The sequence below is a fragment of the Moorena sp. SIO4A1 genome (assembly GCF_010672065.1).
Classification (GTDB): Bacteria; Cyanobacteriota; Cyanobacteriia; order Cyanobacteriales; family Coleofasciculaceae; genus Moorena.
Window position 1 is genome coordinate 1 of record NZ_JAAHHX010000325.1, and the last position, 2,257, is coordinate 2,257.

Sequence of the window (2,257 nt, forward strand, 5' to 3'; positions counted from 1 at the left end):
ACCGGATTTTAGCCAGGACTTTATTAAGCGTCTCATGGATGGATAGGTATTTAGTTTATTTAGGAGTGCATCGTGGTTAATTTTATCGAAGCATTTGGCAATATCCGCATCAAGTACCCATTTGGGCATTTTATTGGTTGCCGTGAATATTGCTTCAATAGCATCGTGGCAGGAGCGTCCTGGTCTGAACCCGTAAGAGTTGGGTTCAAATTTAGCTTCCCATTCAGGTTCTATAGCCTGTTTGGTAAGTGCCTGTAGAGCGCGGTCATACATGATTGGTATACCCAAAGGCCGTTTTTCTTTCCGTCCAGGTTTGGGAATCCATACTCTTCTGGTTGGTTGAGCCTTTTTAGAGATTTTTAGGCTGGCTACTAAGGTGAGACGTTGCCTATTATTTAAGGCTTTTATCCCATCTATTCCGGCAGTCTTTTTGCCCTTATTCTCTTGGGTAACCCTTCTAACCGCAATCATTTTAGCTGACCAGGATTTCATCAGAGTCTTTTGGAGCTTTCTTACTACGCGAACGTCACCACGTTGAGAGGCTCGATATATACGTTTTTGTAACTTAAACAGAGTCATTTCTAGCTTTCGCCAATTGACCTTGTTCCATTCCGACTGTGGGGCGAACCCCCTAGTTTTAGACATATTAATCACTATTTACATCTATATCTTTTCCTATAACGTGAGTCTGTTGGCATATCCTGGGCATTACCCCAGGCATTAGCTTCTGACTCAATCTTGCCACCATATGACTTGCGGCTAACTACCTACTCAGAATGTTCGACCTTTCTGAGAGTACATATGGCGGTTATCTCGTTCCTGACAACCATTCTGTGGACTTTTAGGGTAGTACTTTTTCACCGGGAACATGTGGGAAATCTTCGCAAGACGGGAAAACCTTGCAAACCGTATTCCATTGACGTTTGTCTGTAGTGAGTCAGCCTATTTCACTACGTAATCCTTACGATGATTCAGACGTACTTTCCTTGCGTACCCATGAGTCCTTTGCCTGTTACTAACACCACATTAGGTTAGCAGTGCTTCACTATTTGACCCTTGCATCAATCCATGAGTTTGTTATGTTCATGAATCAGGGTAAGGCTGTCACTCGGATTTCACGAGGGGAGGATTTACACCTCCATGGTTGCCAAGTTATCATGGTTCGGGTGAACCAAGCAGCTAGTCCCCCCGACCTTTGCAGGTAAGGTTTATAGCTAACGAGTCGCACATCACGGTGGATTACAGTGCCGTCATCAGTGACAACCGCTATTGTTGCAGTGGTATTGATTCCTAAATCTACAGCAGTTACATTCGCTTCTGGTTTACGTTTTTCTGGCTTACAAGCAAACGGAACAGACAGATGACAGTACCTTTCATTGAAGATCAACGAAGGGGACATCATTTTATTGGTTGCTACTTGGTGGCGTTCCCTTAACCCAGTAATTTTAACCACAGTCCAAATCCAGTCAGAGCCATCAAAAACTTTGATTTCGACTTGTTCGCGCAGCGTCGGCTTCGCCGAATCAAAGTCGTGTAGTTTGTAGCACTGTCCTTTGTAGAGAGCTGGGTAACAACCAGTCTCAGCATTTAGCCGTGGAGGGCTGGCATTACGCCTTTTTCTATTTCCCGACTGCCATTCTCGGTAACGGGTGACAAAGCTACTAACTTGACCAGCAGCGAAAGCGAACGCAGCACGACGGTAATAGCTGGGAAATTTGTAAAAAGCTTTGTTGAACTGGGGGTATTTTATACTAGGACGTTTAGCCGTTTCATGCATCAGCTTCTCAACAGCAGGAGTTAACTGATTGGCCGTAGGCCACGCTACGCGATCGGCTGTTAAAGTACCTAGTTCCGCCCAATGGGTGTAAATGATGCCAACCAAAAACCGACAAGCACGGCGATATATCTTAACCGTTTCTCCAAAAAGTACTTTTTGACCTGGAGTCGGGTTAAGTTGCCACTTGTCGGTTCGTATAACTTTGGTCGGCGTTTTCACTAATTTAAAAGCTCGTTTACAGTTATTATTTTACTCTACCGAAGGTGATAGGGCAATCGAATAACTAATGTTCCTTCTTTTAACAACTAGCAACAGCCTGCTCCTTAACCCCCACCTGAACGTTCGCGTAGCGTGGCCTACGGCCAGGTGGGGGAATGCGTCGCATTTTTGTTCAAACAAAAATCCCCGCCTAGAGGCAGGGAAAAGTCAACTAACTAATGGTCAATACTCCTTGCGGTGCGACCCATGGGGAATTTAATA

The 2,257-nt window shown here is 44.8% G+C and carries 1 protein-coding gene and 1 pseudogene; both read right to left on the reverse strand.

Going from position 1 to position 2,257, the window contains the following annotated elements; translation table 11 throughout:
• The coding region (locus tag F6K53_RS37790; RefSeq protein ID WP_293084825.1) for a reverse transcriptase N-terminal domain-containing protein at positions 1 to 645 on the reverse strand (645 nt) is incomplete at its 3' end.
• 589 nt (positions 646 to 1,234) lie between these two features.
• Positions 1,235 to 1,996: pseudogene (locus F6K53_RS37795) on the reverse strand (IS200/IS605 family accessory protein TnpB-related protein); the annotation flags it as partial.
• Positions 1,997 to 2,257: the final 261 nt, after the last annotated feature.